Source organism: Tropicimonas sediminicola (genome assembly GCF_900188335.1).
GTDB classification, from domain to species: domain Bacteria; phylum Pseudomonadota; class Alphaproteobacteria; order Rhodobacterales; family Rhodobacteraceae; genus Tropicimonas; species Tropicimonas sediminicola.
This window is the reverse complement of sequence record NZ_FZOY01000003.1, coordinates 13,994-39,054: the sequence shown is the minus strand read 5'-3', so window position 1 is coordinate 39,054 and position 25,061 is coordinate 13,994. Positions and strand designations below refer to the sequence as shown.

The following is a 25,061-nucleotide window of genomic DNA, read 5'->3' as shown; positions in this document are numbered from 1 at the left end:
GCCTCTCCCTTGCGGGGTCTTTTCCCCGGACCTTTATCTTCGCGGTTCGGGAACTAGAAAGGAAGCATATGCCCTCCAACGAAGGATGACAGTCACATGATCGACACCGGCTCCCCGGCTCCCGACTTCACCCTGCCCCGCGACGGTGGCGGCGAGATCACCCTGTCGGCGCTCAAGCCGAAGGCGGTGGTGCTCTACTTCTATCCGCGCGACGACACCAGCGGCTGCACCAAGGAAGCCGTCGCCTTCACCGAGGCGCTGCCGGAGTTCGAGGCCGCCGGCGCGGTCGTGCTCGGCGTCTCCAAGGACACGGTGCAGAAGCACGACAAGTTCCGCGACAAGCATGATCTCGGTGTCACGCTCCTGTCCGATGCCGAGAGCGATGTCTGCGAGCGCTACGGCGTGTTCAAGGAAAAGAGCATGTACGGCAAGAAATTCATGGGAATCGAGCGCACCACCGTGCTGATCGACGGCGACGGCATCGTCCGCCAGGTCTGGCCCAAGGTGAAGGTGCCCGGCCACGCCGAGGCCGTTCTGGAGGCCGTTCGCGGGCTCTGAGCCGGCGTTGCATCTTCGCCTGTCCCGAAATATCCCCGCCGGAGGCAAGAAACCTCCGGCGCAGGAGCCGGAGCAGAACGAGGGCGCGCAGATGTCTCAGACCGGGCCAACCCTGACAGACCTCGCCTGCGAGGTGCTCCGGACGGCCGATGGCCGCCAAAAGACAGCGCTCGCGCGCCGCCATGCCGCCACCTGGCAGGCCGCCCGCGCCGCCGGCACGCCGCTTCCCGTTGGCACCGGCACGCCGCCGCTCCAACCTGCCCGCCCGGAACGGCCGGAACTGCTGGACCCGCGCGACGTGCCGCGCCGCAGGCCGGGCTCGCCGCAGGGCCGGATCGCCATCCTGCACGCGGTCGCCCATATCGAGCTGAACGCGGTGGATCTGCACTGGGACATCATCGCCCGGTTCGGCCATGTGCCCATGCCGATGGGATTCTACGATGACTGGGTGAAGTCTGCCGATGAGGAAGCCAAGCATTTCAACCTGATATGCGATTGTCTTGAAGCCCAGGGCAGCCATTACGGCGCCCTGCCGGCCCATGCCGGCATGTGGCGCGCGGCCGAGGACACCGCCGAGGACCTGCTCGGGCGGCTTGCCGTCGTGCCGATGGTGCTGGAGGCCCGCGGGCTCGACGTGACGCCGGGGATGATCGACGTCTTCCGCAAGGCCGGCGACGCGCAGACCATCGAGGCGCTGGAGGTGATCTATGCCGAGGAGGTGCACCACGTCGCCTACGGCTCGAAATGGTTCCACTTCCTCTGCGGCCGGGACAACCGCGACCCGGTAGAGGTCTTCCACGACCTCGTGACCCGCTATTTCCACGGCCCGCTGAAGCCCCCCTTCAACGAGGAAAAGCGCGCCGAGGCCGGGATTCCGCCCGATTTCTACTGGCCGCTCGCAGACGGCGCCGGTTCGACCTGAGCGCAGATACGCCGCATCTTGCCTGCGAAGTCCCCGATTCATCGGCGAAAACTTGCCGGTTTGGCGGTGCAACTGCGTCCCAAACAATCGATGCGCCCATAAATCTTGCACCGAGCCCGACCGCACCGTAAGCCCGATGCGAACCGGCGGCCGGGGGGATCGGCACGACGTCGGATCGCCAAGATGATCCTGAGAACGGGGACGGGCATTGCGCACGCGACTGAACGACCGCATTCACAACTTCTTCGAACGATGGTTTCCGGAACAGCGCCTGTTCCTGCGCTCCGACGACAACACCCGCTTCATCCGGCTGCGCCCCGGGACACAGGCGCTCGCCCTCTTCGGCTCGGCCGCGACGATAGGCTGGGCGATCATCGCCTCATCCGTGCTGCTGATGGACTCGATCGGGGCAGGCAACATCCGCGAACAGGCCGGCCGGGACCGCGCGCTCTATGAAGAGCGGCTGAACGAGCTGTCGCTGGCGCGCGAAGCCGCAGAGGCCCAGGCACTGGCCGCCCACGAGCGGTTCAACGCCGCGCTGGAGCAGGTTTCGGCGATGCAGTCGCAGCTGCTGACCTCCGAAAGCCGCCGCCACGAGCTGGAAACCGGCATCGGCGTCGTCCAGACCGCGCTGCGCCGCACGATCAACGAACGGGACCAGGCCCGCCAGGAAAAGGAAGCGGTGGTCGCGGTGCTCGAAGGCCGCGCGGAGACCGAAAGCGAAAAGGCGTCCCTCGCCGAGGTCGACGCCACGCTGGACTTCCTGAACGCCGCACTGGAGCGGACCGCCAGCGAGCGCGACAGCATGGCCGAGGAAGCCGCCGCCGCGCTGGAAGAGGCCGAGGCCGCCGCCTACGAGCGCGACCTGATCCTCGACCGCAACGAGAAGATCTTCACCCAGCTCGAGGAGGCGCTGACCGTCTCGGTCGAGCCGCTGGAGAAGATGTTCAAGAGCGCCGGCCTGCCGCCCGAGCGCCTGCTGGACGCGGTGCGTCGCGGCTATTCCGGCCAGGGCGGCCCGCTGACGCCGATCTCCTTCTCCACCAAGGGCATGGAGCCCTCCGCCGACGAGGCGCGCGCCAACACGCTGCTCAAGGGGCTCGACCGGATGAACCTCTACCGGATCGCCGCCGAAAAGGCGCCGTTCGGCATGCCGCTCAAGGACTCCTTCCGCTTCACCAGCGGCTTCGGCCCCCGCTGGGGACGGATGCACAACGGCACCGATTTCGCCGGCAGCCACGGCACGCCGATCTATGCCACCGCCGATGGCGTGGTGGTGCAGGCGGGCTGGCATTCCGGTTTCGGACGGATGGTGAAACTGCGCCACGAGTTCGGCATCGAGACCTGGTACGCCCACATGTCGCGCCTGCGCGTCAAAGAGGGCCAAAGGGTCTCGAAAGGACAGAGGATCGGTGATATGGGCAATACCGGACGGTCGACCGGCACCCACCTGCACTACGAGGTGCATGTGAACGGAAAGCCCGTGAACCCTATGAACTTTATCAAGGCAGCCAAAGATGTTTTCTAAGAGCCGAATCAACGAGCCTGGCCCGGCGAAGGACACCGATGCGTCCAAGGCGCCCGACATCGCCAAGAAGTCGAGCGGTCTGCCCCCGATGGACACCCAGCCCGCCGCGCCCAAGGCGAAGCCGCCGGCATCGGTTCTGTCGTCTGACCTGACGATCACCGGCAACCTGAAGACCACCGGCGACATCCAGGTCGAAGGCACCGTGGAGGGCGACATCCGCGCCCACCTGCTGACCATCGGCGAGAACGCCACCATCCGCGGCGAATGCGTCGCCGACGACGTGGTGATCAACGGCCGGATCGTGGGACGCGTGCGCGGCCTCAAGGTGCGCCTGACCTCCACCGCGAAGGTCGAGGGCGACATCATCCACAAGACCATCGCCATAGAGAGCGGTGCGCATTTCGAAGGCTCCGTGCAGCGGCAGGACGATCCGCTCAGCACCGGCGGCCAGCAGCGCCCGGCCGCGAAGGCCCAGGTGACGACCGAAGGCTGAGGCCTTACCGAGGCGAACCATCCGGACGGGCGGCGGCACGAGGCCCCGCCCGTTTTTTCATGTCCGCAGGCGCCTTACGCCGGGCGCTTGTCCTCTTCGCCGGGATGGATCAGCGCCCGGCGATAGAGATGCCAGGTCGCGTGTCCCAGCACCGGCAGCGCCACCAGCAGCCCGAGGAAGGCCGGGATCATCGCCAGCACGATGTAGACGGCGATCACGATGGCCCAGACCAGCATCACCCCGGCGTTCTCCCGCACCGCCTCGAAGCTCAGCAGCATCGCCGTCATGAAGTCGATCTCCTTGTCGACCAGCAGCGGCAGAGAGAAGACGGTGAGGCCGAACAGGATGAAGCCCAGCACCGCGCCCACGGCGAGTTCCACGCCGATCATCGTCAGCCCGTTCGAGGTCAGGAAGACCTCGTAGGAGGAGGTCACGTTGGTCATCACCGAGAGCCCCATGAAGAGCGCAAAGATCATGTGGGCGAGGAAGCTGTAGAACAGGAAGTAGATCACGATGATCGCGCCCACCCAGGGGATCTGCCGGTCCTTCTCGTTCCAGATCACGCCGAAGATCTGGTAGAGGTCGAGCGGCCGTCCCTCCTCGATCCGCCGGCTGGTCTCGTAGAGTCCGACAGCGGCAAAAGGGGCGATCAGCGGGAAGCCGAGGGCCAGGATGACCGTCTGGGTGACGAACCCGCCCGAGACGAAGGCGAGGAACAGCCCGCCGAGGACGTAGACCACCGAGAAGACGAGGCCGAAGAACGGCGCTTTCCGGAAATCCTTCCACCCCATGTCGAGCGCATAGACCAGGTCGCTCCGGTCCAGGATGGCGATATCCGGGCGTGGCGATGCCTCGGGCACCACGGTGTCTGTCATGCATTGTCCTCCCCTGCCTGCCGGCCATGGGAGAATGACCGCCCGGAGCGGCGCAAATCAAGTGCCTTGCGGATGATGGCGGAGTGCCGAGGGCGGTTGCGCACGCCCCGACCGATCGCTGCGGCCCGGAGGCCGGCGCGTCAGTCCTCGGCCCGGGCCTCGCTGCGGCTCTTGCCGGCCACGTCCATCGCCAGCGTCGCGCCCATGAAGGCGTCCAGGTCGCCGTCGAGCACGCCCTGCGTGTCGGAGGTCTCGTGGTTGGTCCGCAGGTCCTTGACCATCTGGTAGGGCTGCAAGACGTAGGAGCGGATCTGGTTGCCCCAGCCGGCCGAGCCCTTGGCCGCGTGGGCCTCGTTGATCGCCTCGTTCCGGCGGTCAAGCTCCATCTGGTAGAGCCGGGATTTCAGCGCCTTCATGGCGATGTCGCGGTTCTGGTGCTGCGACTTCTCAGACGAGGTCACGACGATGCCCGTGGGCGCGTGGGTGATCCGGACGGCAGAGTCGGTGGTGTTCACGTGCTGACCGCCGGCACCCGAGGAGCGATAGGTGTCGATCCGGATATCGGCCGGGTTCACCTCGATCTCGATGTTGTCGTCGACAACCGGGTAGACCCAGACGGAGGCGAAGGAAGTCTCGCGGGTGCCCTTGCCGAAGGGCGAGATCCGCACCAGCCGGTGCACGCCGCTCTCGGACTTGAGCCAGCCATAGGCATTGGGGCCGGAGATCTTGTACGCGACGGACTTGATGCCGGCCTCGGCGCCGGCTTCCTCGGATTGCAGCTCCACCTTGTAGCCACGCTTCTCGGCCCAGCGGACATACATCCGCTGCAGCATCGCCGCCCAGTCGCAGGCCTCGGTGCCGCCCGCGCCGGCGTTGATCTCGAGGAAGGTGTCGTTGCCGTCGGCCTCACCGTCGAGCAGGGCTTCGAGTTCCTTCTCGGCGGCTTTCTCGGCCAGCGCCTTCAGCGCCGTCTCGGCCTCGCTAACGACCTCCTCGTCCTCTTCCATCTCGCCGAGCTCGATCAGCTCGATATTGTCGTTCAACTCCTGCTCGAGGCCCCGATAGCTGGCCATCGAATCCACCAGCATCTGGCGCTCGCGCATCAGCTTCTGCGCCGCGGCCGGATCGTCCCAGAGGGTCGGATCCTCGACGCGCGCGTTGAACTCCTCCAGACGGTGATCGGCTGTCTCGAGGTCCATCCTCTGGCCGAGCAGCGTCAGCGACTTGCGGATGGCATCAACGGTATTCTGGGTCTCGGCGCGCATTGGGGGTCCTGTAACGAAACTGGCCACGCAGACAGCAGTGCCGCGCGGCCCCTTGATATAATCCGGCATCCGGCGTGCCGCAAGCCGAAGCCCCCGGCCCGCCGGAACGCGCAGGTGTCAGTAGAGCCCGCCCGAGCTGAGCGAGCCGAAGCTCGCCTTGGGCGCGATCCGGACAGTGCGGCCGGTCGAGGTGGTGACGGTGGTGCTCTCGGTGGCGTCGTCCTCGCCGCGCGAGAACATCGGCACGTTCGCCCCCATGACAAACCCGCCGTCCACCAGCGCGCCGATGCCGAAGATCGGATCCTCGCCGATACGGAAGTATTCCGCGACGACGTGATCGCCCGTTGCGTCATCCGACAGCCGGGCGCCGCTGAAGCGGTCGATCTTGACGAAGAACCCGCCCTCCGGAACCTCGAACGGGCCGCCGCCGTATTTGGCGACCGCTTCGCGCATGAACCGGGTGAAGACGGGGCCGCACATGCCGCCACCGGAGGCGCCGCTGCCCAGCGGGCGGGGCTGGTCATAGCCGATGTAGCAGCCGGCAGCGATGTTCGAGGTAAAGCCGACGAACCAGACGTCCTTGGCGTCGTTGGTCGTCCCGGTCTTGCCGGCCACCGGCACGCCGAGGTTGGCCGCGCCCACGGTGCCGGCCGCGGTGCCGCGTTCCACCACGCCCCGCATCATCGAGGTCAGCTGGTAGGCGGTGATCGCGTCGATCGCCCGCTTGCGGTCCGAGATGATCCGCGGCGCGAAGCCGGGCTCGAGCGAGGCCAGTTCGCAATCCGGACAGACACGCTGGTCCTGCCGGTAGACGGTGGCGCCCCAGCGGTCCTGCACCCGGTCGACCAGCGTCGGTTCCACCCGCTCGCCGCCATTGGCGAACATCGAATAGGCAGCGACCATCTTGTAGAGCGTGGTCTCCTGGCTGCCGAGCGCGTTGGCGAGGTAGCGGCCCAGGTGATCGTAGACGCCGAAATCCTCGGCGTAGCGGGCGACGGTGTCCATGCCGACCTCCTGCGCGAGGCGGATGGTCATCAGGTTCCGGCTGCGCTCGATGCCGGTGCGCAGCGGGGTCGGGCCGTAGAACTTGTTCGACGCGTTCTTCGGCCGCCAGACGCCCTCGGGCGTGTCGATCTCGATCGGCGCGTCGACAACGATGGTTGCGGGCGTGTAGCCGGAATCGAGCGCCGCGGCATAGACGAAGGGCTTGAAGGCCGAGCCGGGCTGGCGGGTCGCCTGCGTCGCGCGGTTGAAGACCGACGCCTGGTAGGAGAAGCCGCCCTGCATCGCCAGCACGCGGCCGGTGTGCACGTCCATGGCGACGAAGGCGCCCTGCACCCGCGGCACCTGGCGGAGGGACCAGCGCAGGAACTCGCCGTCCTGGGTCATCCGGCGCACGTGGACCACGTCCCCGCGCTCGAAATTGGCGGCGAAGTCCCCCTTGATCCAGGCGATGTCCTCGCGCGGGACCTCGATCGTGCCGTCTATCCCCTCGGCGCCGAGGGTCATCGACTGGTCGGCGATCTCGAGCACCACGGCCGGATACCAGGTGCCGTCCAGCTCGATATCGCGCGCGATGGTCACGTCGGCCAGCGCCGCGCGCCAGCTTTCCTCGCTCTCCAGCGCCTCGGCCGGGATCTTCCGGCGGCTCTTGTTCCAGATGCCGCGGCTGCGGTCGTAATCCTCCAGCGCCTTGCGCAGGGATTGCGCCGCCTCGACCTGAAGGTCCGGGTCGACCGTTGCGCGGATCGTCAGACCGCCGCCGAAGAACTCGTCGCGGCCGAATTCGCTCGACAGCTGGCGGCGGATCTCGTCGGTGAAGTAGTCGCGCGGCGGCAGGCTGCGGCGGAACGAGGGAAAGTCTCCGTTCTGCACGCTGCGGAGCGGTTTCGCCACTTCGGCCTCGTAGGTCTCGCGGTCGAGATAGCCGTTCTCGAACATCTCGCGCAGCACGAAGTCGCGCCGGATCGTCGCTTCTTCCTTCTGGGTGACGGGATGGTAGTTCGACGGCGCCTTGGGCAGCGCGGCCAGGTAGGCCGCTTCGTGCGGCTCAAGCTGCACGAGGGTCTTGTTGAAATAGGTCTGTGCGGCGGCGGCGACGCCGTAGGAGTTCTGGCCGAGGAAGATCTCGTTGAGATAAAGCTCGAGGATCTTTTCCTTGTCGAGCGCCTGTTCCACGCGGGCGGCGAGCAGGATTTCCTTCATCTTGCGCTCGACGGAGCGGTCGGAGCTGAGCAGGAAGTTCTTCATCACCTGCTGGGTGATGGTCGAGGCGCCGCGCAGCCGGCCGCCCTGCGCCGCGTCCAGCGCCGCCTTGGCGATACCGGCGGGGTCATAGCCCTTGTGCTCGTAGAAGTTCTTGTCTTCCGCCGAGATGAAGGCCTGCTTCACCAGCGGCGGGATGTCCTCGGCCGGGACGAAGAGGCGGCGTTCGGTGGCGAATTCGTCGATGATCTCGCCCTCGCCGGAATAGACCCGGCTGATCGTCTTGGGCGTGTAGCGCGCCAGTTCCTCGTGGTCGGGCAGATCGCGGGCGTACATCCAGATGACGCCGCCGGCCAGCAGCGCCACGAAGAGCGCGCCGGTGACGACGAGCGTGAAGATTCCGCCGAGAAGGCTGAAGAGAGCGCGGATCATGCAAGGGTCCTGTCTGTGCTTGACGCGGTTATACGCAAGCTGCGGTGAGGGGTCAAAAGCAACCGGGCCGGGAATCGGCGGCATGGTGCCGTCCTTCCGGTCACGTCTGCGTAAGAGCGGCCTGCACGGTAGGACGCGGTTGGCGCCGCGATCCTTGGAACCGGACTGGCGGACCGGGGGCGGCCGGCCTAGGGTTTGCCATGCCCCGCCCCTCGCCCGACGACATCCTGCCAACCTACGACCGCGTCGGCCCCGACTGGGCCGCCGAGCGCTCGCAGGCGCTCTTCGAGGCGGGTTGGCTGCGGCGGTTTCTCGATGTGGCGCCGGGGCCGCGCGTGCTCGATCTCGGCTGCGGGTCCGGCCGGCCCATTGCCCTTTGGCTGGCGACCCACGGCGCGGAGGTGACCGGCGTGGACGGCGCGGCCGCCATGTGCCGCCTGTTCGCCCGAGCCCTGCCCGACCGCCCGGTGCATCATTGCGACATGCGGACACTCGCCCTGGGCGAGCATTTCGACGCGATCCTGGCGTGGAACAGCTTCTTCCACCTGCCCCCGGAGGATCAGCGCGGCATGTTCCGAACCTTCGCCGCGCACGCGGTACCGGGCGCGGCGCTCATGTTCACCTCCGGCCCGGAGGCTGGCGTCCGCTACGGCGCGGTCGCCGGGGCGCCGGTCTATCACGCCAGCCTCGATCCCCGGGAGTTCCGCGCCGAGATGGCGGCGCAGGGCTATGAGGTGCTGGCCTATGCGCCGGAGGACCCGGACTGTGCCGGGCACACGATCTGGCTGGCGAGATACGCGCCTACTGCCGCCTGAGCGCGGCGCGGGCGCGATCCTCCTCCGCCCAGGCCGTCAGCCCCGCGACGATCGCGTCGGCAGCCGACCTGCGCCAGGCCGGGTCCTGCAGTTTCTCCAGCTCGCCCGGGCTCGACATGAAACCCAGCTCGATCAGCGCCGATGGGATGTCAGGCGACTTCAGCACCGAGAAACCGGCATGTTCCCGCGGCCGCTTGTGCAGCCGCACGCCGGCATCCCGAAACCCGGTGACCAGCGCCTCGGCCAGCGCCTCGGTGCGCGGCGAGGTCTCCGTCCGGGCAATCGACATCAGGACGCGGGCGACCTCGTCGTCCTGGTCCGTGAGATCGACGCCGGCCAGCAGGTCGGCCCGGTCGTGCCCCTCGGCGAGCTTGGCGGAGGCGCGCGACGAGGCTTCCTCCGAGAGCGTGTAGACCTGCGCGCCGCGGGCGATCCCCTCGGCGACCGCGTCGGCATGGAGCGACAGGAAGACCTCGCCGCCGGCCCGCCGGGCCACGTCGATCCGCGCCTCGAGCGAGACGAATTCGTCGGTTTCACGGGTCATCGCCACCTCGAACCCCTCGGCCCGCAGCAGGGCCTCGCGCAGATCGCGGGCGAAGGTCAGCACAAGTTCGGCCTCGTGGACGCCGTCGCGCACCGCGCCGGGGTCGATGCCGCCATGGCCTGGATCGATGACCACGGTTAGCCGGCCGTCATCGCCCAGACGGCGGCGCGCCGGGCGGTTGCTCTCGGTTTCCCGCGGGAAGGCGCGGCTCCGGTCGCTGCCCGAACGGGCGGCAAAGGTCGTGGGATCGGTCCGGCTCAGCCGCACCTCGATCCGCGCGCTGCCGTCGCCGGCATCGGTTTCCATTCCGGCGCTGTCGACGGCGAAATGCCCGGCAAGGTCCAGCACCAGCCGCGACCACCCCGCCTGCACGGTGCCGTGACGCACGCTCTGCACCGCCTCGCTGAAGCCGAGATCGCCCGGGCGCAGCCGGTCGAAATCGACCTCCCGGAAGTCCAGCACCAGACGCGGCGGATCGGCCAGCGTCTGCACCCGGTAGGGCACCGGCTGGCTGATCGTCAGCACCAGCTCAAGCCCCTCGCTGCGATCGACGATCGCGGAGCGCTCGGGATCGAGCCGCGCCAGGGCGAACAGCCCCTGCGCCGAAACTGTACATGGAATCAATAGCATTGCTGCCAGCAGCAACGCGAAGAACCTGATCATGAGCCTGCCCGGAATCGTTTGTTTGTTTGTTGGGCCGACCCTACCGCGTTTTGCCCTTGAATTGAAGCGTCACGGGGGCCGCGCGGGGCGGCCGGGGCGCTGCCCCGGACCCCGGGATATTTCGTGACAGAAGAAGGATATGGCGTGCGCCGGGAGCGGCGGGCGCGCGCGCCCTAGCGCCGGCTCATGAAGTCGTGAAGCCGCTCCAGCCCCTCGGCGATGTCGGCGGTGGCGCGGGCATAGGAAAAGCGCAATGTGCCCTGCCCCCGGCGCGGGTCGAAATCGAGACCCGGTGTCACCGCGACGCCGGCCTGGTCGAGGATCTCGCGGCTGAAGGCGAGGCTGTCGGCGGTGAGGTCGGACACATCGGCATAGATGTAGAACGCGCCGTCCGGCGGGGCGATGCGGGTGAAGCCGGCCCGTGGCAGCCCGTCCAGCATCAGCCGGCGGTTCTCGGTGTAGACGGCGAGATTGGCCTGCAGTTCGGCATCGCAGTCCATCGCGGCGAGCGCGGCCACCTGGCTGGCGTGGGGCGGGCAGATGAAGAGGTTCTGGGCAAGCCGTTCGTAGCGGCGCACCTCGGCCTCGGGCACCACCATCCAGCCGACACGCCAGCCGGTCATCGAGAAGTACTTGGAGAAGGAATTGATCACGCAGACGTCGTCGCTGATCTCGAGCGCGCTGATCGCCCGGCCTTCGTATTGGATGCCATGGTAAATCTCGTCCGAAACGAAGGCCGCGCCAGTCTCCGCGGCGCGCGCGATCAGGCCGGCCAGCGCCTCGCGGGAGAGCATGGTGCCCGACGGGTTGGCCGGCGAGGCGACGATCAGGCCGGCAAGCCCCTCCGGCACGTCCTCGGGCAGCGGCTGCAGGCGGTGCTGCATGGCCGTCTGGATGCCGACTGGCTCAAGGCTCAGCGCTTTCAGGATCTGCCGGTAAGATGGATAGCCGGGCTCGCCCAGGCCCACCCTGTCCCCGGCCTCGAACAGCGCCGTGAACGCGAGCAGGAAGGCGCCGGAGGAGCCGGGCGTGACGATCACCCGATCGGGGTTCAGGTCGAGACCGTACCAGTCGCGGTAGAGCCGGGCGATGCGCTGGCGCAGCGCCGGAAGGCCGAGGGCGACGGTGTAGCCGAGCGCCTCCGCTTCCATCGCGCGGGCAAGCGCCGTGCGAGCGCCCGCCGGCGCGGGCGTTCCCGGCTGGCCAACCTCCATGTGAATGACGCTTCGCCCGGCCGCCTCGGCCTGCCGCGCCGCCTCCATGACATCCATCACGATGAAGGGATCGACCTCGCCACGCCTTGATGCCCGCATCGCTTTCTCCTTTACTCGACCCGTATTCTGCCCCGCGGGGCATATCTCAACCGGGGCGGGAGCATCAATGGCAGGGGGGATCGCGAAGAGGCTCGGCGCGCTGGCGGTGGCCACGGCGCTGTCGCTTGCCTTGAGTCTGCCGACCTCCGCACGGACGATCCTGCGCGACGCCGAACTCGAACGCTCGCTCCGGGAACTGGCCCGACCGATCATCGCCGCGGCGGGCCTTTCGCCCGCGCAGATCGACATCCTGGTGATGGAGGACAGCAGCCTGAACGCCTTCGTGCTGGATTCGGGGACGATCTTCATTCACTCCGGCCTGCTGCTCAAGATGGAACGGCCGGAGATGCTGCAGGGGGTGATCGCCCACGAGGTCGCTCATATCGCCAATGGACACCTCGCCCGCCGGCCGATCAACGCGCAGAACGCCCGCACCGCGGCGATGGCCGGACTGGCTCTCTCCGCGCTGGTGGCAAGCCAGAGCCCGGCCGCGGCCGCCGGTCTGGCGATCGGCAGCCAGAGTTCGGCGCAGCGGGTCTTTCTGAGCCACACGCGGGCGGAGGAGGCCTCCGCCGATCAATCGGCCCTTCGCTACATGGCGCGGGCCGGCGTGCCGCCGCAGGGGATGGTGGACGCGCTGGAGATCTTCAGCGGCCAAGAGGCGCTCTCCGCCGCGCGGCAGGATCCTTACGTGTTGAGCCACCCGCTGTCGCGAGATCGCTTGCGCGCAGCGCGGGGCCATGCCGCCGCGCAGGGCAAGGGGATCGAGGGCACCGATGCGGCCTCCGCCTACTGGTACGCCCGCGCCCATGCAAAGCTGTCCGCCTACATGAGAAATCCGAGCTGGACGCTGCGGCGGATCGGCAAGGGCGACAGCTCCGACCCCGCGCTGATCGCGAGAGCCGTGGCCAACAACCAGGCGCGCCAGTTCCAGCCCGCGCTGGCCGCGGCGGAGCAGCTGATCGCCAAGCGGCCCGAAGACGCCTATGCCCGCGAGCTGAAGGCCTGGATCCTGATGGAGGCGCGCCAGTTCGATGCCTCGGCCGCCACCTATGCGCAAGCCGTGAACCTGGCGCCCAACGAACCGCTGATCCTTGCGGCATACGGCAGTGCGCTGCTTGCCCAGGACACCGCCGCATCGAATACCAAGGCGCTCGAGATCCTCGAGCGGTCACGCGCCCGGGACACACTGAACCCCTCCGTCCTGCGCGACCTTGGCCTTGCCTATTCCCGGGCCGGCCAGCCGGGCATGGCCTCCGTCGTGACGGCGGAACGCTATGCACTTGCCGGCCGGTTGCAGGATGCCGAAGTTCATGCCAAACGCGCCTCGGGGCTGCTGCCCCGCGGTTCCACCGGGTGGCGCCGTGCACAGGACATCGTGCTCGCGGCCGAGACCCAATCCAAGAGGAAAACCCGCCAATGAAAGCACTCCCCCTCGCCGCCGCACTCGCGATCGGCCTTGCCGTTCCGGCCGCCGCGTCGGACCTCTCCGCCCTGACCGACGCCGAACGGGATGCCTTCCGCGAGGAGGTCCGGGCCTACCTTCTGGAGAACCCCGAGGTGCTGATGGAAGCGATCGCGGTGCTGGAACAGCGCCAGCAGGATCAGCAGGCGCAGGACGACGTGGCGCTGGTCAAGGCCAACGCGGCCGATCTCTTCGAGTCCGAAACAAGCTGGGTCGGCGGCAATCCCGACGGCGACGTGACCATCGTCGAGTTCACCGATTACCGGTGCAGCTACTGCCGCAGGGCCTTCCCGGAGCTCGACCAGCTGGTCTCGACGGATGGCAACATCCGCCTGATCCTCAAGGAATTCCCGATCCTCGGCGAGCAATCGGTCCTGTCGACGCGGATGGCGCTGGCAACCCGGATCGCGCATGGCGACGAGGCCTACAAGGCGGCGCATGACGCGCTGATCGCCTTCCGCGGCGAGATCAACGACGTGACGATCCGCGCGATCGCCTCCGATATCGGCCTCGAGGCCGACCCGATCATCGAGGCGATGGACAGCCCCGAGATCGACGCCATCATCGCCGAGAACCACGCACTGGCGCAGCGCATGCAGATCTCCGGCACGCCCACCTTCGTCGTCGGCGACCAGATGCTGCGCGGCTACCTGCCACTCGAGAGCATGATGAACGTCGTGGAGCAGGTGCGCGAAGGCAGCTGAACCGCGCAGCCAGCCATGCGAAACCGGCGCTTTGCCTGCGGTCGCTGTTTCGCTAGGTTGTCCCCACAAGCCACGGCAAAACCGTGGCGATCTACAGGAATGGGGACATGGCATCCGAAACCGCAGGTACCGCGACGGTACATTACCCGGGCTTCATAACGGAGCCCGGATCACCCGACGTGCTTTTCAACGTCGTGGTCATTTTCGTTCTGGTGCTCGTCTTCCTGATCGGCGCCTTCTACTTCCGCTTGCACGCCCTGCCCGAGCAGATGGCGCATTCCAAGAGCCCGGCGCAGTACCAGCTCGTCGCGATCCTCGCGCTGATCGGCCTCTTCACCCATAACAACCTGTTCTGGATCGGAGCGCTGCTTCTCGCCGCGATCTCGATCCCGGATTTCCTGACGCCGCTGCGGTCGATCGCGACGTCGTTGCAGAAGATGTCCGGCTCGGAACTGCCGGAACCGCGGGAACAGGCCCATGTCACCCGCGACACCCGTGCCGCGGCGACCGATTTCGTCGACCGCGACGAGTGGGAGGGCAAGGATGTTTGAGCTTCTCTTCTGCGGCATGTTCACGGTCCTGCCGGACTTCCTGTACCGCCGCTACGTGCAAGGCCGGCGCATCGGCCACGAGATCACGCTGTTCTCGGTCTGGTACGAGCTGCGCTACGGCATCACCGCCTGCCTGATGCTGACGGTCACGCTGATCACGATCGTCTTTTACTACCACCCCTCCACCACCGACGCGACGAGCTTCTTCCGCACCGTGACGGTGCTGCCGGAAGCCGGCGGGCGCGTGAAGGAGGTGTTGGCCGAGAACGGCGAGCACGTGGACGCGGGCGACGTGCTGTTCACGCTCGATGACAGCTCGCAGCGGGCCGCCGTGGAAACCGCGAAACGGCGGGTCGAGGAGGTCCAGGCTGCCTTCGTCGCCGCCGATGCGGAGCTCGCAGCCGCCACCGGCCAGGTCACCCAGGCCGAGAACGCGGTGAAGCAGGCACAGGAAGAACTGGACCTGCGCGCCACGCTTCTGGCCGAGGGCAGCCCGGCGACCAGCACCCGCGAGGTCGAGCGCCTGCAGAACACCGTCGCGGCCCGGCAGGGTACGCTGGATGCAACTGTCGCGCAGCGGCAGGCGGTGGAGGCCAAGCTGAACGTCCAACTCCCGGCCCAGCAGGCCAGTGCCGAAGCCTCGCTCGCCGAGGCCCAGACGCTGCTAGACAAGACCGTCATCTACGCGGCGATCAGCGGCGACCTCCAGCAATTCGCCCTTCAGCCGGGGGATATCGTCAACCCGCTGCTGCGTCCGGCCGGCATCCTGGTGGCGTCCGACGTCGGCAAAGGCGATTTCGAGGCCGGCTTCAAGCAGGTGAACGCCCAGCAGATCGAGGTCGGCATGATCGGCGAGATCACCTGCGCCTCCCTGCCCTACACCATCGTTCCGATGAAGGTGAACAGGGTACAGGGCTACGTTGCCTCCGGCCAGTTCCGCCCCAGCGACCAGCTTCTGGACATCCAGGACCGCGCCCGCCCCGGCACCGTTCTGGTGCGCATGGAACCGCTCTTCGAAGGGGGCACGGAGCGCATCCTGCCCGGTTCCAAGTGCATCGCGAACCTCTACACGAACAACCACGACATCCTGCACGGCGACGAGGACATCTCGACCGCGCATTGGCTGTTCCTGCATGTCGTGGACACCGTGGGCCTTTTGCACGCGCTGATCCTGCGGATCCAGGCCGTGCTGCTTCCGGTTCAGACCCTCGTGCTGACAGGGCACTGAACGACACCGCAACAAACGAGAAACGCCCGGCATCCACTGCCGGGCGTTTTGATTTGGGGCTTGCCGGCTCGGCCGCTATTCGGCGGCGTCGAGCGCGGCTTGCGCCTCGAGTTCTGCGGCCTTCTGCTCAACCTGCTCGACGATATGGTCGATCATCTGGTCGTTGCTCATCTTGTGGCTCTGCTTGCCGGCAAGATAGACCATCCCGCTGCCAGCACCGCCGCCGGTGAAGCCCACATCGGTCATCAGCGCCTCGCCCGGGCCGTTCACCACGCAGCCGATGATCGACAGGCTCATCGGCGTCTTGATGTGCTCCAGCCGCTTTTCGAGGATCTCCACCGTCTTGATCACGTCGAAGCCCTGCCGCGCGCAGGACGGGCAGGAGATGATGTTGACGCCGCGGTGCCGCAGGCCGAGCGACTTGAGGATCTCGTAGCCGACACGCACTTCCTCGACCGGATCGGCGGACAGGCTGACGCGGATCGTGTCGCCGATGCCCATCCACAGCAGGTTGCCCAACCCGATGGCGGATTTCACCGTGCCCGACATCAACCCGCCGGCCTCGGTGATGCCGAGGTGGATCGGGGCGTCGGTCTGCTCGGCCAGTTGCTGGTAAGCGGCTGCGGCCATGAAGACATCCGAGGCCTTCACCGAGATCTTGAACTCGTGGAAATCGTGGTCCTGCAGGATGCGGATGTGGTCCAGCCCGCTCTCGACCATGGCGTCCGGGCAGGGCTCGCCGTATTTCTCCAGCAGGTGCTTCTCGAGGCTGCCGGCATTCACGCCGATGCGGATGGAGCAGCCGTGATCGCGCGCGGCCGAGATCACTTCCTTCACGCGGCTCGCGTCGCCGATGTTGCCCGGGTTGATCCGCAGGCAGGCCGCGCCGCTCTCGGCGGCCTCGATCGCGCGTCTATAGTGGAAATGGATGTCGGCCACGATCGGCACCGGGCTCTCGGCGACGATCTCTTTCAGCGCCCGCGCGCTTGCCTCGTCCGGCGTGGAGACGCGCACGATGTCCGCGCCCGCCTCGGCCGCCGCCTGAACCTGCGCGATGGTCGCCTTCACGTCGGTGGTGATCGTGTTGGTCATGGTCTGGACGGAGATCGGCGCATCGCCACCGACCTTGACCGATCCGACAGAGATCTGCCGGCTCTCGCGGCGGTAGATATTCCGCCAGGGGCGCACATGGTTGATCGACATGGAGGGCCTCCGATCCTGATGCTTGCGCCCTCTCTACCGGGACGCAATGGGCGGCGCAACGGCGTGCGCCGCGCCCCTCTCGAAGACGTGCGCCGCCTTATTGCTGGGCGGCGCCGGTATCGGCCGGATCGGCCTCGTTGGTCGGGAACAGCGCCGCCTGCGCCACCTCGACGGCCTTGCGGGCGTCTGCATCGGTGTCGGTATTTGCGAGCGCGAACTTCTCGGTCAGCGCAGCGGAGCTGAGCGCGATCTTGTCGACCACCGCTCCGTTGGCGCCGGCCGGGCCGTAGGTCTGGCCGTTCACGGCGAAATAGACCGCGCCCGCAGCACCGGTGCGCAGCGTCGGCGCAGCCTCGGTTTGCGGCACGACATAGGTATCGCCCGGGTTGAGGATTTTCTCCAGCAGGATCGACCCGTCGCCCGATCGTACGCGGACCCAGGCCGGGCGGACGGCCACGAGAACAACCTCGGGCACGTCTTCCGTGACCTTCGGCGTCATTGTGGCATCTTCCAGCGCTTCACCGACGGCGGATGCGATCGCGGTGCCGGAAACGGAATAGGACTCGCCGCGATCCGGCATGGCATTGAGGAACTGCGGGTCGATCGGCAGGCCGGGCGCACGCTCGGTCGGGGTAACGGCGCTGGCCAATGCCCCTACGGTGCGCGGGTCGAGCGCCGCAATGGGACCGTCGCGGGCCACCATGACAGGCACGTCGAGCGCCTGCGGCCGGTAGAGCCGATCCAGTGAATCCCGGGCTGACGGCGCGGCGGCGGCGATCTCGGGCGCGGCATCTTCGTCCGGGCGGGTGACGCCGGCCAGCGGATCGACGGCGGCGATGGCAAGCGGGGCACGGTCGACCGGGGTGACCTGCACGCGCTGCACTTCCTGAAGGACGGACCAGCCGCCATAGCCCACCGCCCCGATCAGGGCGAGCAGGACCAGTGTCGAGCCGATGGCACGGGGTTCGATCTGTGCCAGGGGGCTGGCGGATTTGGGGGCAAAGGACACACGCGGGTCGGCAAAGGGGTCATACCCCTTGGCCTTTACCGTGGGCTGCTTGCGATAGACCGGCTTGGTGGAACTGGGCGGGGCGCCCAGCTTGTCCTTGGTCGAGGCGGAGACGAAATCCGCCTCGCGGCAGAAAGTCTCGAACGCCCATTCCGGGTCGAGGCCAAGATATCGGGAGTAGGATCTCACGTAGCCGGCGACAAAGCCGGGGGTTTCGAAAGCGGAAGCGTCCGCGTTTTCGATCGCCGCGATGAAAGATGCCTTGATTTTCAACTCGCGCTGCACATCGAGAAGCGACTTGCCCATGGTCGCCCGCTCGCCCCGCATCACGTCACCAAGACGGAGTTCGTAGTCGTCAAAGCCCTTTTGGAGAGCCTGTGCCTCTTCCGCCTTGGGCTGCTCCCGGCGCCCAATCATCTGCCCATCCTCGACTGCGTCAAATTTCTTGTCCCCTAGGGAGCAAATGATTCGACGTTTCACCTGCCCTTGGAATCAGGATAACACAGCCTTGTTAACAGCGCACTTGCAGAAACTTCAGGCGGACAATTCTGCGCGGTTCAATGCGCATTGCGACCACAGTCCGTCCATGGCGCGCACCAGTCCATCGAGCATCTCGGGCGTATGAACCGGCGACGGCGTGAAGCGCAGGCGTTCGGTTCCGCGCGGCACGGTGGGGAAGTTGATCGGCTGCACGTAGATGCCGAATTCCTCCAGCAGCATGTCGGAGAGCTGCTTGCAGTGCACCGGATCGCCGACGATCACCGGTACGATATGCGAGCCGTGGTCGATGATCGGCAGGCCCATCGCCTTGAGCCGCGTCTTGAGGATGCGTGCGTGCAGCTGCTGCTTGTCGCGCAGCGCCTGGTCGGTCTTGAGGTGGCGGACAGAGGCCGCCGCGCCCGCGGCAATCGCCGGGGGAAGCGAGGTCGTGAAGATGAAGCCCGGCGCGTAAGACCTTATGGCATCACACATCCTGGCGCTGGTAGCGATATAGCCACCCATCACGCCATAGGCCTTGGCGAGGGTGCCGTTGATGATGTCGACCCGGCCCATCAGCCCGTCGCGCTCGGCCACGCCGGCGCCCCGCGGGCCATACATGCCGACGGCATGAACCTCGTCGAGATAGGTCATCGCGTCGAATTCGTCGGCAAGGTCGCAGATTGCCTCGATCGGGCCGAAATCGCCATCCATCGAGTAGATCGACTCAAAGGCGATCAGCTTGGGCGCCGCCGGATCGTCGGCTTCCAGGAGCTCGCGTAGGTGGGCCACGTCGTTGTGGCGGAAGATGCGCTTGGCCCCGCCGTTGCGGCGAATCCCCTCGATCATCGAGGCGTGGTTGAGCTCGTCGGAATAGATGATCAGCCCCGGCAGCAGCTTGTGCAGCGTCGAAAGCGTCGCGTCGTTCGCGATATAGGCCGAGGTGAAGACAAGCGCGGTTTCCTTCCGGTGAAGGTCGGCGATCTCCGCCTCGAGGCGCTTGTGATAGACGGTCGTGCCCGAGATGTTGCGCGTGCCGCCGGAGCCCGCTCCGGTCGCGTCCAGCGCCTCGTGCATCGCGGCCAGCACAACCGGGTGCTGCCCCATGCCAAGGTAATCGTTGCCGCACCAGACGGTTATGTCCTTCTCGGACCCGTCTGGCTTGCGCCATACCGCACAGGGAAAGTTGCCCTTCTCGCGCTCGATGTCGATGAAGGTGCGGTAGCGACCTTCCTCGTGCAGCTTGTCGATGGCCTTCTCGGCGGCGGCGGCGTAGCGGGCTTTATCAGTCACCTGGGTCAACCTCGGTTCTTGTTGGCGCGTTTCAAGACAGTGCTTCACACTAAACGCCGTCGTTTACATTGACATGGAGCAAATTGACGCTCATCTGTCATTTATTGAATATGTTTTGTGCACTCATTTGTCGATTATGACAAGCCGGCAATCTGACGCCTTGCGTTCCGCGGCCGCCGCCTGGCACCTCGACATGGCCCTGCCGCCATCGCCGCGATCATATCCGAAGACCCCGGCCTTGTCCGAAATCGCCATCGCTTTCGGGGACGAAAGCTTGCGGTAATCGCCATTGAAGGCCTTGGTGGCCTCGACGGAGAGCGTGAGCGGCTGCGCCTTGTAGCGCTTCGGCGTGATCGCCGCGACGATCACGCAGGGCTTGCCGGTCGTGCGGCGGGCATTGCAATTGTCCAGCGCGGCCTGCGTGGCGGCTTCGATCGAGTGGAAGTTCGCCATCGTCGACATGAGGTTCGAACTGGTCGGCTCGCCGGGCGACACCGCGATCGCACCGTAATACGGGATCTGCGAGGCAACGGCCTTGAGCGCCTTTGCGACGGCGTCATCGACGAAGTCCAGGTTCTCGGCGACCTGTGCTTCCGCGCCCTTTTCGCTGAACAGCATCCCCTTGGCGGCGCGGCTGTCCACGGTCTGGGCGGTGGCGGCGGTGGCTGCAAGGGTTGCGGCAATGGCCAGTTCGATGATCCGCATGTCGGGCGACTCCGTTTCTTCGGGGCGCAACCTATCCCGCCCGACCGCGGCTCGCCACCCCCCTCTGGACAGTCGGCTGCCCGGTGCTAGGGTCGCGCCGAAATCCCACAGGAGCTTCCCCAATGACAGACTCCCGCCTCGCCCCCGTGCTCGACCGCATCGATGCCGACCTTCAGGACGCGCTCGACCGGCTGATGACATTGCTGCGCATCCCGTCGATTTCGACCGACCCGTCCTACAAGGCGGATTGCGCCCAGGCGGCGGATTGGCTGGCGAAAGACCTTGCAACCTTGGGCATCGACGCCGCCACGCGGCCGACGCCAGGGCACCCGATGGTCGTGGGCCACGGTGGCGACGGCGCGGCCCATCTGCTCTTCTACGGCCATTACGACGTTCAGCCGGTCGACCCGCTGGACCTGTGGAAGACCCCGCCCTTCGAGCCCGAACTGGAGGACACCGAACACGGAAAGGTGATCCGCGGCCGGGGCGCCTCCGACGACAAGGGGCAGCTCATGACCTTCGTGGAGGCCTGCCGCGCCTGGAAGGCGGTGCATGGCAGCCTGCCCGCACGGGTGACCTTTTTCCTCGAAGGTGAAGAGGAATCCGGCTCGCCCTCGCTGATCCCGTTCATGCAGGAGCACGCCGAAGAACTCACGGCCGATCTCGCGCTGATCTGCGACACCGGCATGGTCGCGCCCGGCGTGCCTTCGATCGCTTCGCAACTGCGCGGCATGCTGAAGGACGAGTTCACCATCACCGGTCCGCGGATCGACCTGCATTCCGGCCATTACGGCGGCCCCGGGTTGAACCCGCTCAAGGAGATCGCCCGCATCGTGGCCTCCTTCCACGACGAGTCCGGCCGGGTTGCGGTCGAGGGCTTCTACGAAGGCGTCCACGAAGTGCCGGAAGAACTGAAGCGCCAGTGGGAAAGCTGCGGCTTCGACGAGAAGACCTATCTCGAGAGCGTCGGCTACAGCCAGCCGCACGGCGAAGAGGGGTACTCGACGCTCGAACAGCAATGGGCGCGGCCGACGCTGGAGGTGAACGGGCTCTGGGGCGGCTACATGGGCCCCGGCAGCAAGACGGTGATCCCCAGCAAGGCGCATTGCAAGATCACCTGCCGGCTCGTGGGAGACATGGACCCCGACAAACTGCGCGAGAAGATCCGCGCCCATGTGGCCGAGCGGCTCTCGCCCGACGCCAAGGTGACCTGGGACAGCGATCTCGAAGGCTCGCCGGCGGCCGTGATGAACACTGCGCGCCCGGAATTCGAGGCCGCACGCGGCGCGCTCACCGACGAATGGGACCGCGAGGCGGTGTTTGTCGGCATGGGCGGCTCGATTCCGATCGCGGGGTATTTCAAGTCGATCCTCGGCATGGACGCGATGCTCATAGGCTTCGCCAATGATGACGACGCGATCCATTCGCCGAACGAGAAATACAACGTGGAGAGCTTCCACAAGGGCATCCGGAGCTGGGCCCGGGTGCTGGCGGCGCTCTCCGAAAAGGGCTGATCCCGGCGAAATGGCTTCGGGGCCGCCTGGCCCCGAACCAGAGCTTTCAAGAATTCGCCCAAAGGCGGTCGCAATCCCTTGCCATGATCCCGCCCGTCAGTCGCGCGGAAGAGGATCATGGCAAGCAGCAGATTCGACGAACGGCTTCAGAATCTCGCACAGGAGCGGACGGCTCCATCGACGAAGCGCCCGCCCTCCGGGCCGATCCGTTCCTCCGGGAAGGAGTCACCGCGCCCCCCTGCCCCCGATCCTGAAGTGTCCGATGGTTCCGCGAGCCGCCTCGGCCGCTCCGGCCAGCTCCTGCGGTTCACGCTCGGAGCGCTCTGGCTGTTCGCCACCATGCGCCTCGCAGCCGGAATGCAATCGATCCAGGACCACCTGAACGCCTCCCCGACCCTGCGCCCACACGAGGATCTCGTGATGCTGGCGGTGGTGCTCCTGATCGGCGCCTCGATGATCGGCTTTGCCTGGCGGATCAAGCGCACCGCCTTCCGGGCCTATCGCCGCGATGCGGGCTGGGCGCTTTCACTCGGCGCGGTGACAGGATTCGTGCTGGGAGTGGGGCCGCAGGAAGTGATCGCCATCGCCATGGCCGACGCCGGCTTCTGACCCGGTCACCCGCGGCGAACTGCCGTGCGCAACAGCTTGGCAAGGAGCAGCAGCCACGGCGTGCCGTGCAGCAGCAGGTCGAAGATGTCGATCGGGCGGGAAAGCTCTCCCTGCCCCAGCATCCGCAGCTTTTCGACGACATGCGGTTCCGGCGTGAAGGGCGCCAGCCCGAGCGTCAGCGCGATCACCAGCAGCATGAGAAAGGACACCCTGTCCAGAATCGCCATCGCCCAGCCTCCCCTGCTGCCAGCGTCTCGCAAAACGCGCACGCCCAAGGGCGACGTGCAAGCGCCCACCGTTTCAGCAGTACCGAGGTTTCCGATGACAAGGAAGAAGTGGCGCGGTTGACGGGGCTCGAACCCGCGACCTCCGGCGTGACAGGCCGGCACTCTAACCAACTGAGCTACAACCGCGCATGGCCCAGAGGGCCGGGTCTTCTTACCGCCTGAACGACGGGTGCCCTTGAGCCTCGAAAGGCGGACCCGGGCCGGGTCTGGCAGCGATGGCGCGGTTGACGGGGCTCGAACCCGCGACCTCCGGCGTGACAGGCCGGCACTCTAACCAACTGAGCTACAACCGCCCACTGCCCGCTGCGCGATACATCGCATCGCGCGGCGTGAGCGGCGTTCTAGGCTGCGCTGCGGGCGGCGTCAAGCAGCCATTTGCCGGGTTTTTCCTCCCCCGCGCATTTCTGTTCCCGGGACGCCCAAGGGCCCCGGAGACGCCGCGCTTCCGCTCTCCTGCGATGAAAACATCATACTGGAGTCCAGCAAGGGTGGCAGAGTTCGGCCGCGCTGGCGGATTTGTCCTTCAGTCATCTCCCTGCGACCGCGCTCCGATCTTTCGAAGCGACGGTGGACAGTCCGCAAGTGGATCGTGCTATTTCCGGAGCATTCGCAGGCCAGCCCCCCTGGCCTCTCCCGAATCGACGCCGGTCATTTTGGCGACGCGCGCGCACACATCGTGCAGTTGCAACCGACACGGATCTACGGAACCCGACAGGACATTCCCTGACGCACATTTCAATTCCAAGGGGAGGGAAACAAAATGGAGCGGGCGATGAGATTCGAACTCACGACCCTTACCTTGGCAAGGTAATGCTCTACCCCTGAGCTACGCCCGCGTCCTTTTGTTCTCCGGGCTTCTAGCGATGCCGCGGAGGGGGTGCAAGCGGAAATGCGATGCTGCGGCGCAAATCAGGATTGCCTCCGCCGGGCCGGCCCTTTGCGCCTTGTGCCGTGCGGCCCACAGAAGGCCGTCACCATGCGCGATGCCCTTGGATCGCGCTCCGACGGGCTGTAAGGAACGCGGGTCAGCGATCGGAGAGAACGCATGCGCAAGGCGAAAATCGAACGGGCCACCACCGAGACGAAGATCTCGGTCGAGGTCGATCTGGATGGCACCGGCAGCTACGACTGCCGCACCGGCGTCGGGTTTTTCGACCACATGCTGGAGCAGCTGGCCAGGCATTCTCTGATCGACATGACGATTCGCGCCGAGGGCGATCTGCACATCGATGACCACCACACCGTGGAAGACACCGGCATCGCGCTCGGCCAGGCGCTGACGCAGGCGCTCGGCGACAAGCGGGGCATCCGCCGCTACGGCGCCTGCCTGCTGCCGATGGACGACACGCTGGTGCGGGCGGCGCTGGACCTGTCCGGGCGTCCCTACCTGGTGTGGAACATGGATTTCCCGACCCAGAAGATCGGCACCTTCGACACGGAACTCGTGCGCGAGTTCTTCCAGGCGCTGTCGACCCACGGCGGGATCACGCTGCATGTCGACACGCTGCACGGGCTCAACAGCCACCACATCGCCGAGGCCGGCTTCAAGGCCGTGGCCCGCGCGCTGCGCGAAGCGGTGGAGCCCGACCCGCGCAAGGGCGATGCGATCCCGTCGACCAAGGGGACGCTCTGACATGTCCCTGACAGTCGTGGTCGACTACGAGAGCGGCAACCTGCACTCGGCGGAAAAGGCGTTTCAACGCATGGCAGCCGAGACCGGCGCCGGCGAGGTGATCATCAGCGGCCGGCCCGAGGACGTGGCCCGCGCCGACCGGATCGTGCTGCCCGGCGACGGCGCCTACCCGGCCTGCAAGGCGGCGCTGGAGGGACACTCCGGCCTTCAGGAGGCGATCGAGGAAGCCGTGCAGGTGCGGGGCCGTCCCTTCATGGGGATCTGCATCGGCATGCAGATGATGGCGAGCGTCGGCCGTGAATATCGCGACACGCCCGGCTTCGACTGGATCGCCGGCGAGGTCGTGCCGATCGTGCCCGACGATCCGGCGCTGAAGGTGCCGCACATGGGCTGGAACGACCTGATCGTGACCGGCAGCCACCCGGTTCTGGAAGGGATCGAGACGGGCGACCACGCCTATTTCGTCCACTCCTACCAGGTCGTCGTGCGCGACCCGGCCGAGCGGCTCGCCTACGCCGAATACGGCGGAGAGGTCACCGCGATCATCGGTCGGGACACCATGATCGGCACCCAGTTCCACCCGGAGAAGAGCCAGCATGCCGGCCTCCGGATGATCGCGAACTTCCTGACCTGGGCGCCTTGAGCGCCCATCCCCGCCGAGGCTTCTGAATGGGTGCGTCGGGCCCCGGGCCGGCGTTTGTTGCATTCGCCTGATCGGCCCGGATGTCCGGTTTTGTGGGGCTGTCCGGTTGGAAACCTGCGCGGGGACT

General features: G+C 66.8%; 23 protein-coding genes and 3 tRNA genes. 13 read left to right on the top strand and 13 right to left on the bottom strand.

Annotated elements, in window-relative coordinates; all coding sequences use genetic code 11:
• The first annotated feature begins 96 nt into the window (after positions 1-96).
• The 4 genes from CHB86_RS08710 to CHB86_RS08695 all read left to right on the top strand — a co-directional run bounded on the left by CHB86_RS08710 (position 97) and on the right by CHB86_RS08695 (position 3,501).
• A complete protein-coding gene (locus CHB86_RS08710) occupies positions 97-558 on the top strand; it encodes a peroxiredoxin (protein ID WP_089232656.1) in 462 nt (153 codons plus the stop codon).
• 91 nt (positions 559-649) lie between these two features.
• Positions 650-1,480 (top strand): ferritin-like domain-containing protein, encoded by an 831-nt coding sequence (locus CHB86_RS08705; RefSeq protein ID WP_089233079.1) that lies wholly within the window; start codon positions 650-652, stop codon positions 1,478-1,480.
• Positions 1,481-1,688: 208 nt separating this feature from the next.
• On the top strand, positions 1,689-3,008 hold the full coding sequence (locus CHB86_RS08700; protein ID WP_089232655.1) for a M23 family metallopeptidase: 1,320 nt from the start codon (positions 1,689-1,691) through the stop codon (positions 3,006-3,008).
• Positions 2,998-3,501, top strand: a complete 504-nt coding sequence (locus tag CHB86_RS08695; protein ID WP_089232654.1) for a bactofilin family protein — start codon at positions 2,998-3,000, stop codon at positions 3,499-3,501. Before CHB86_RS08700 ends, CHB86_RS08695 begins: the two co-directional genes overlap by 11 nt.
• 74 nt (positions 3,502-3,575) lie before the next feature.
• Here the strand turns inward: CHB86_RS08695 and CHB86_RS08690 are convergent, their stop codons facing one another.
• From CHB86_RS08690 to CHB86_RS08680, 3 genes are all read right to left on the bottom strand, one after another.
• Positions 3,576-4,376 carry a DUF2189 domain-containing protein gene (locus CHB86_RS08690; protein WP_089232653.1) on the bottom strand — a complete coding sequence of 267 codons (801 nt, stop codon included), beginning with the start codon at positions 4,374-4,376 and terminating at the stop codon, positions 3,576-3,578.
• Positions 4,377-4,516: 140 nt separating this feature from the next.
• Positions 4,517-5,641: a peptide chain release factor 2 gene (gene prfB / locus CHB86_RS08685; RefSeq protein WP_089232652.1), complete on the bottom strand. Its 1,125-nt coding sequence runs from the start codon at positions 5,639-5,641 to the stop codon at positions 4,517-4,519.
• 117 nt (positions 5,642-5,758) lie between these two features.
• Complete coding sequence (locus CHB86_RS08680; protein ID WP_089232651.1) at positions 5,759-8,278, bottom strand: penicillin-binding protein 1A; 2,520 nt, start codon at positions 8,276-8,278, stop codon at positions 5,759-5,761.
• 200 nt (positions 8,279-8,478) lie between these two features.
• On the opposite strand from CHB86_RS08680, the gene CHB86_RS08675 reads away from it, so the two are divergent.
• Entirely contained in the window at positions 8,479-9,093 is a 615-nt protein-coding gene (locus CHB86_RS08675; RefSeq protein WP_089232650.1) for a class I SAM-dependent methyltransferase, read from the top strand.
• Here the strand turns inward: CHB86_RS08675 and CHB86_RS08670 are convergent.
• Together CHB86_RS08670 and CHB86_RS08665 are read right to left on the bottom strand one after the other, a co-directional pair.
• Positions 9,080-10,300, bottom strand: a complete 1,221-nt coding sequence (locus CHB86_RS08670; RefSeq protein WP_089232649.1) for an N-acetylmuramoyl-L-alanine amidase — start codon at positions 10,298-10,300, stop codon at positions 9,080-9,082. The two genes, CHB86_RS08675 and CHB86_RS08670, sit on opposite strands and share 14 nt — an antisense overlap.
• Before the next feature lie 173 nt (positions 10,301-10,473).
• On the bottom strand, positions 10,474-11,613 hold the full coding sequence (locus tag CHB86_RS08665) for a pyridoxal phosphate-dependent aminotransferase (RefSeq protein ID WP_089233078.1): 1,140 nt from the start codon (positions 11,611-11,613) through the stop codon (positions 10,474-10,476).
• 67 nt (positions 11,614-11,680) lie between these two features.
• Here CHB86_RS08665 and CHB86_RS08660 point away from each other — a divergent pair, with 67 nt between their 5' ends.
• The 4 genes from CHB86_RS08660 (at position 11,681) to CHB86_RS08645 (ending at position 15,561) form a co-directional block, all read left to right on the top strand.
• Positions 11,681-13,036, top strand: coding sequence for a M48 family metalloprotease (locus tag CHB86_RS08660; protein ID WP_245837852.1), 1,356 nt, complete (start codon positions 11,681-11,683; stop codon positions 13,034-13,036).
• Positions 13,033-13,782, top strand: coding sequence for a DsbA family protein (locus tag CHB86_RS08655; protein WP_089232647.1), 750 nt, complete (start codon positions 13,033-13,035; stop codon positions 13,780-13,782). The genes CHB86_RS08660 and CHB86_RS08655 overlap by 4 nt, the downstream gene beginning before the upstream one ends.
• A 107-nt stretch (positions 13,783-13,889) precedes the next feature.
• Positions 13,890-14,333 carry a hypothetical protein gene (locus CHB86_RS08650; RefSeq protein WP_089232646.1) on the top strand — a complete coding sequence of 148 codons (444 nt, stop codon included), beginning with the start codon at positions 13,890-13,892 and terminating at the stop codon, positions 14,331-14,333.
• Complete coding sequence (locus CHB86_RS08645) at positions 14,326-15,561, top strand: HlyD family secretion protein (protein ID WP_089232645.1); 1,236 nt, start codon at positions 14,326-14,328, stop codon at positions 15,559-15,561. The genes CHB86_RS08650 and CHB86_RS08645 overlap by 8 nt, the downstream gene beginning before the upstream one ends.
• 75 nt (positions 15,562-15,636) lie before the next feature.
• Here the strand turns inward: CHB86_RS08645 and ispG are convergent, their stop codons facing one another.
• From ispG to CHB86_RS08625, 4 genes are all read right to left on the bottom strand, one after another.
• Entirely contained in the window at positions 15,637-16,764 is a 1,128-nt protein-coding gene (gene ispG / locus CHB86_RS08640) for a flavodoxin-dependent (E)-4-hydroxy-3-methylbut-2-enyl-diphosphate synthase (protein ID WP_089232644.1), read from the bottom strand.
• Positions 16,765-16,861: 97 nt separating this feature from the next.
• Entirely contained in the window at positions 16,862-18,190 is a 1,329-nt protein-coding gene (locus CHB86_RS08635) for a helix-turn-helix domain-containing protein (protein WP_089232643.1), read from the bottom strand.
• Between the two features lie 117 nt (positions 18,191-18,307).
• Positions 18,308-19,543: a 5-aminolevulinate synthase gene (hemA, locus tag CHB86_RS08630; RefSeq protein WP_089233077.1), complete on the bottom strand. Its 1,236-nt coding sequence runs from the start codon at positions 19,541-19,543 to the stop codon at positions 18,308-18,310.
• Positions 19,544-19,666: 123 nt separating this feature from the next.
• Positions 19,667-20,248 (bottom strand): hypothetical protein, encoded by a 582-nt coding sequence (locus tag CHB86_RS08625; RefSeq protein WP_089232642.1) that lies wholly within the window; start codon positions 20,246-20,248, stop codon positions 19,667-19,669.
• 122 nt (positions 20,249-20,370) lie between these two features.
• Here CHB86_RS08625 and CHB86_RS08620 point away from each other — a divergent pair, with 122 nt between their 5' ends.
• Both CHB86_RS08620 and CHB86_RS08615 read left to right on the top strand, forming a co-directional pair.
• Positions 20,371-21,762: a dipeptidase gene (locus tag CHB86_RS08620; RefSeq protein WP_089232641.1), complete on the top strand. Its 1,392-nt coding sequence runs from the start codon at positions 20,371-20,373 to the stop codon at positions 21,760-21,762.
• A gap of 255 nt (positions 21,763-22,017) precedes the next feature.
• On the top strand, positions 22,018-22,371 hold the full coding sequence (locus tag CHB86_RS08615; RefSeq protein WP_089232640.1) for a hypothetical protein: 354 nt from the start codon (positions 22,018-22,020) through the stop codon (positions 22,369-22,371).
• A 5-nt stretch (positions 22,372-22,376) separates the two neighbouring features.
• Here the strand turns inward: CHB86_RS08615 and CHB86_RS08610 are convergent, their stop codons facing one another.
• From CHB86_RS08610 to CHB86_RS08595, 4 genes are all read right to left on the bottom strand, one after another.
• Entirely contained in the window at positions 22,377-22,598 is a 222-nt protein-coding gene (locus tag CHB86_RS08610) for an RND transporter (protein WP_089232639.1), read from the bottom strand.
• 109 nt (positions 22,599-22,707) lie between these two features.
• Positions 22,708-22,784: transfer RNA gene (locus CHB86_RS08605), tRNA-Asp, on the bottom strand.
• A 90-nt stretch (positions 22,785-22,874) separates the two neighbouring features.
• Positions 22,875-22,951, bottom strand: a tRNA-Asp gene (locus CHB86_RS08600).
• 468 nt (positions 22,952-23,419) lie between these two features.
• Positions 23,420-23,494 (bottom strand) — tRNA-Gly (locus CHB86_RS08595).
• Between the two features lie 209 nt (positions 23,495-23,703).
• Here CHB86_RS08595 and hisB point away from each other — a divergent pair.
• Together hisB and hisH are read left to right on the top strand one after the other, a co-directional pair.
• Positions 23,704-24,291: an imidazoleglycerol-phosphate dehydratase HisB gene (hisB, locus tag CHB86_RS08590; RefSeq protein ID WP_089232638.1), complete on the top strand. Its 588-nt coding sequence runs from the start codon at positions 23,704-23,706 to the stop codon at positions 24,289-24,291.
• A 1-nt stretch (position 24,292) separates the two neighbouring features.
• The gene (hisH, locus tag CHB86_RS08585; RefSeq protein ID WP_089232637.1) at positions 24,293-24,934 is read left to right on the top strand and encodes an imidazole glycerol phosphate synthase subunit HisH; all 642 of its coding nucleotides are present in this window, start codon (positions 24,293-24,295) and stop codon (positions 24,932-24,934) included.
• Positions 24,935-25,061: the final 127 nt, after the last annotated feature.